This window comes from Lactobacillus kimbladii (assembly GCF_014323605.1).
GTDB classification, from domain to species: Bacteria; Bacillota; Bacilli; order Lactobacillales; family Lactobacillaceae; genus Lactobacillus; species Lactobacillus kimbladii_B.
On the sequence record NZ_SCMB01000011.1, the window covers coordinates 1 to 5359 of the forward strand.

Here is a 5359-nt window from a genome sequence, read left to right on the forward strand (position 1 = left end):
CAAACTAAAGTCAGGCGAAGTTATTACCACTTACGGCAGTAGCGTTAAGATTCGCGGTAAGAAGTACTTTATCATTGCCAAGAATCGTTATGTAAAAGCAGCTAATATTGCAAGTCAAGATGTAACATTGAGACAAACAACTGCTGCTGTTGAGGCAGGAGACCAATCTCATATCATTATTAATAAGAAGGTAATGCACAATGCTTATCTTTATGATGAAAACGGTGTTCGTGCCAATGGCTTGGTAATAAATGCTGGTTCCACGATTGATGTTTCAACTCAAAAAGTTATCAATAAGAGAGTATATTATGCACTTGAAGATGGCTTGTATATAGCTGCAGGAAATATTGATGCCAAGAAACTGAAATTGAAGCATAATGCTTATGTATACAGTAAATATGGTAATCGTCTAGGTAAGAAAGTACTGAAGAAGCGCAAATCAATTAAGACTTACGGTAATCCAGTAAAGATAAAGGGCAAGAAGTACTACACTATGACAACAAGCAAATTTGTTAAGAAAGCCAATGTTAAAGGGTAGTTTAATTTCCTGATAACAAGAAAAGTATCACAATGTGATACTTTTTTTATATCGTATTTTAAAAATAACATAATAAAAATAAATAATATTAGTATGTAAAACTAATATAATAAGATCACGTTATTTTTTGGCAAAAAAATATTTTATTAAATGCAATTAAAGTGTAATAAAAATGTAATAAAAAACAAATTATGTCTATTACTAATTTGTTTAGTACCAGATTTTGTAATTCGTTATTTTTATTTACTAATCAAAATATCTTTATTTTAGGACATTAAACAAAAAGTAATAATATATAATTATTTAAAAAAATATTTTTAAAAATAACGGTTATTTATAGTTAAGATTTTGCTTTTGCAATCAACGTTGACAAGAAATAACATGAGTTATACAATTCAAAATGTACTTTAAATATGAGAAAGGAAAGACAATGTTAGGAAAAAATAACTATAATGAAAGACTAAGAAAAATGGAAATGCAAGCGAAGCAAGATAGATTTTCAATTCGTAAATTGACTATCGGCACTGCTTCTGTATTATTAGGTTTTACTTTTCTTGGGTTAAGTGGTCAAACTGTAAAAGCCGATACAGTTAACCCATCCCAACAAATTGAGTCTAAGTCTAGCAAGTCTATTGCAAATTCAACCACTGAAAATAATAGTATACATACTTCCGAATTATCTAAAGATGACAATCAAGTAGAAAAATCAAAAAAAGAAATCAAATTATCTACCTTTTCCGATTTAACTTCATTTTTTAAGAGTGACGGAAGCCATTTAGAAGTTTTAAGTGAAACTGCACCTACTAAGGACCATAAGAATGATTCTGATAAATCTAACTCTACTAAGAAACAAGAGGAGAATTCACAAGTTGTTGAAGAGAATAAGTTAGAAAATACTGATTCATCGGGAAAAGGTTCTAATTCTGATATTACTCAAGAAGGTAATGCTCCGAGTGATGGAAATTCGCCAGAAGATTCTCATTTTAATGAGAATGAATCTGGTGATAATCCAGTTTTTGCTGATCAATCAACTAGTAAAGTTAATAATACAACTAGTACAGCAATTAAAAGTATTTTAACAAAGGATACTGCTTACGGTCTTTCTTATGACGTTTATACATGGGAAGATTTCAAAGAAGCACTGAATAACAAAAATATTGCTGAAATTGTATTAAAAAACAATATAATTGCACCTAAAAATAATGGAAATAATACTTTTGATGTTCCGGGACGTACTTTACTTATTAAATCGGATGGAATTTCTAAATTCACGCTTAACTTTACTGGTTTTGCACCTAAACAAACAGGAGGTACGAACGCTGAAGTTACTTATCAAAATTTAAATATAATAAGTGGAGATTACTATGGTGTTTGGAATACTGATAATGTTAATGGTAATTTCCATTCTAATATCATTTTTAAAGACTGCTCCTTTAATGGTTCACAATTGATATATGCAGGTAATAATACACATATTTATTTCACAGGAAATAATGAAGTTAGAACTGCCAAATGGCCGAATCGCAATGATCAACAAATGTTTGAATTCACGGATGGCAAAAAAAACGATAGTATAGATTTTTTAGATGGCAATTTTTTGGGTTCCACATATGGCGGTACTATAATTGAAATGAAGGGTAACACTAATAGTGTGACAATTCATAAAGGTGCAACTGTAACTCTTAATCCTGTAGAGGATTTTGATGGTGGCGGTGATACTGGAGAATGGGGTTATCCATACAGCGCCATCTATATGAAAGGTAGCGGGAACGTAATTGTTTCTGGAATTTTGAATATCAACATTGGTGAAAATAAGGTAAGACCGTACGAAGGAACAAGGAATGCTGGTAAAGCTAGAGCAGTATATTTAAGTGAGGCTGGTTCAACATTTAATATTTCGCAAAACGGACAAGTAAATATTCGTACCAATGGTAATATTACAAATAGAGACACTGGCAATTTATTTTATGATAATGGAAATTTAACTATCAATCCAAATAGTGAACTAAATATATTTGGAGACAATATGGGTGATTACTCTGGAACATTAGTTTATGTTACTGGCTCAGCTGATGTTGAAAATGGTAGCTTTAATATTGCTTTAGGTAGTAATGCTGGAACTGGAGCAATAACTTTGCTTGATGTCAAGGGGGGAACATTTAAAATTAATAATCCTAATTCATTTATTTTAGATGCTCACAATAACAAAAATCCTGCTACAAGCATTATTGGAAACAACAAAATAACCATAACTAATATTCGACAACAATTGCAAACAGCCGCTGGACATAAGTTTACTTTGCCACCATTCCATGTTTTAGAAATGCAGAAATCGGGAACTGGGGTTGTTGTAAACACAATTGAAATGCTTGATGGTAATAAGAGCTTGACTCAAAAACAATTGGATGAAATTAAAAATGATCCAGCACTTTCAGAAATCATCAATGATAAAAGATTTACTTCATTTTTAAATATAGCCCAAGCGGCGGTTAATAATTCTGAACAGAATAAACTTGACAATATTGTTAAGTCTTCTTTGGAAGATGCTTTAAGCAGAAAAGATTCCGAAAGCTATAATAATGTATCATTTGTTCCTGCTAATCCAGATGGCTTTTTAGATATTGATGATGATAGTCTTGAAGTTATTAATAACGTAGATGGATCGAGGACTGTTAAAGGTAAGGTTAAAAACTATACTGAAGAAGTAGATGGTCCAAGTACCGACAATGTCTTTTATAAATACTTTCCGAAAGGAACAAAGGGTTATATCATTGTAAAATATATTAGCAATAATCCAAAATATAACGGTATTATTCAAGAAGATAAGGGATTAAAGCCATATGTAAATACTAATGATTCATATCGTGGGAGTCTTTCTAACAGAATTAGCGAGTTGCCATCAGTGTTTACGTCTGAAATAAATACAGATGGAACATTTTCAGTTACAATTCCTGCAGATGTAATTTTGAATATGGCTAAGGGAGATAAAGTTGAAATAACTCCTGATGCAAATTTTGTTGAATATAATCCAATAGTTGTTAATGCGGGAAGTCGTCCAATTGTTAAAAGTTTAAATATTTTGACTCTTTCTGAAGCTCAAGATGAAGCTGCTGAAGTCATTAAAGAAGCTGTGCAGGATGCTAAAGATAAAAAACCAAGCAATTTGAAAGACGACCAATCAAAGGCTTTTGATAACGAATTAATTAAAGCTTTAGCAATGTCAGATCCAGTAAATGAATCGAATAAAGATACTACTGTTTATGGTGCCAAAACAATTAATGAAGTAAATAAGCGTAAAAATATTGCTCTTGATATTATTAAAGCAGCTCTTGAAACTGCTAACAAGGAGTCAGACGATCTGAATAAATTTGACGCTGCAAAAGATACCGCTAAACAGGCACTTAAAAATGAGCTTGATGGTAATGGTACCTCAGGAGTGCCTGGTATCATTAATCAAATAGCTGATTTGGCAGATACTGGTTTAACTTCGGATCATGTTAAAAAATATCAAGATCAAGCTATGAGTGCTTATGAAAAAGCTATTGCAGCCGTTGATTCTTCTGATAGCTATGATGCACTTAATAGTGCTAGGGAAAATGGTATTAAAAGCATTGATCAAGCTTTAATAGATGCAAAGGATCAACAAGTTAAGGATAAGGCTATTAGTGACTTAAAAGCTGCTCAAACTGAGGCTTTAAAAACATTAGCAGATAAGAAAGCTACAGTTGAGAATAATATTAATAGCTTAGGTAATGTCAGTGCTGCTGGTAAAACTGCATTTAATAAAGAAGTTGAAAAATTTTATAATTCTGCGGTAAGTAATGTTAATAATCCAACTCCAGCGACTATTGCTCAAGTTAACAATGAGAAAAATATCGGGATTCAAAATATTGACAGTGTTTCATCTAAGGCCCAAGCACTTAATAAGGAAATTGAATTTGACCAGAAGAAACTCAATGATTATGCACAGGCTGCAGTGGATCGAATTAACAAGACTGACATGTCTGATGAAGACAAACAAACTGCTGTAGACAAAATTAGCAAAGCACGTGACAATGCTAAATTAAATGTGGGTAATCAAATAACCATTGAAGATGCAGATAAAGCTGAAATTGCAGGAGAAGATGCAATTAAGGCAGTTGAAACTGAAGCTAATGCGGCTGATTTAGAAAGTTTCAAAAATTCATATATTGACAATGTTAACGTTGCAGCTGAAAAAGCAATTGAGAGTGTAAATACCGCATTTAATAATCTAAAAGAATCTGGTGAACAGGAAAAAGCTGCAACTGATAAGGCGATCGCCATTAGAGCCATTAATAGTGCAAAAGATACTGCTAATAATACAATTAAAGCTGCTATGAGTAAAAAAGAAGTTGTCAATGCTTTTGACAACGCTAAAGAAAAGTTTGATGGATCGGTAAAAAGCGTTAAAGTGGCCTTTGCTAAAATTGCGGCTACTGATGCCATTCAGAATGCAGCTGATAAAGTCAGTTCAACTTTGTCTAAAGATTCAGATAGGAAAAAAGTACAAATAATTGTTAGTCAAGCTAATGATGATTTAAAGACGGTTGATACTATTATTGAAGTAAATAGTATTAGAGATCAAGCAATTAAAGATATTAACGATGTCAAAGCATCTGCTGATGCAGCTGAGAAGGCAGAATTAGAAGCTAATAAGACTGCGCAAAAGCTTAATATTAGTTCGATGGCTGAAGCGGCCAAGAAGCGAATACAAAATGCATACGATAAATTATCTTCTTCAGTTCAAAATGACCTTAAAGAAGTTTTAAGTCAAGCTATAGCAGATATAGATCAGGCAGA

The 5359-nt window shown here is 32.2% G+C and carries 2 protein-coding genes; both read left to right on the forward strand.

All coding sequences use genetic code 11. The features are described 5' to 3' along the window. The coding region (locus ERK18_RS09205; RefSeq protein WP_187155196.1) for an SLAP domain-containing protein at window positions 1-538 on the forward strand (538 nt) is incomplete at its 5' end. A 430-nt stretch (window positions 539-968) separates the two neighbouring features. Further along, window positions 969-5359: pectate lyase-like adhesive domain-containing protein (locus tag ERK18_RS09210; RefSeq protein ID WP_187155197.1), on the forward strand; the 4391-nt coding region annotated here is incomplete at its 3' end.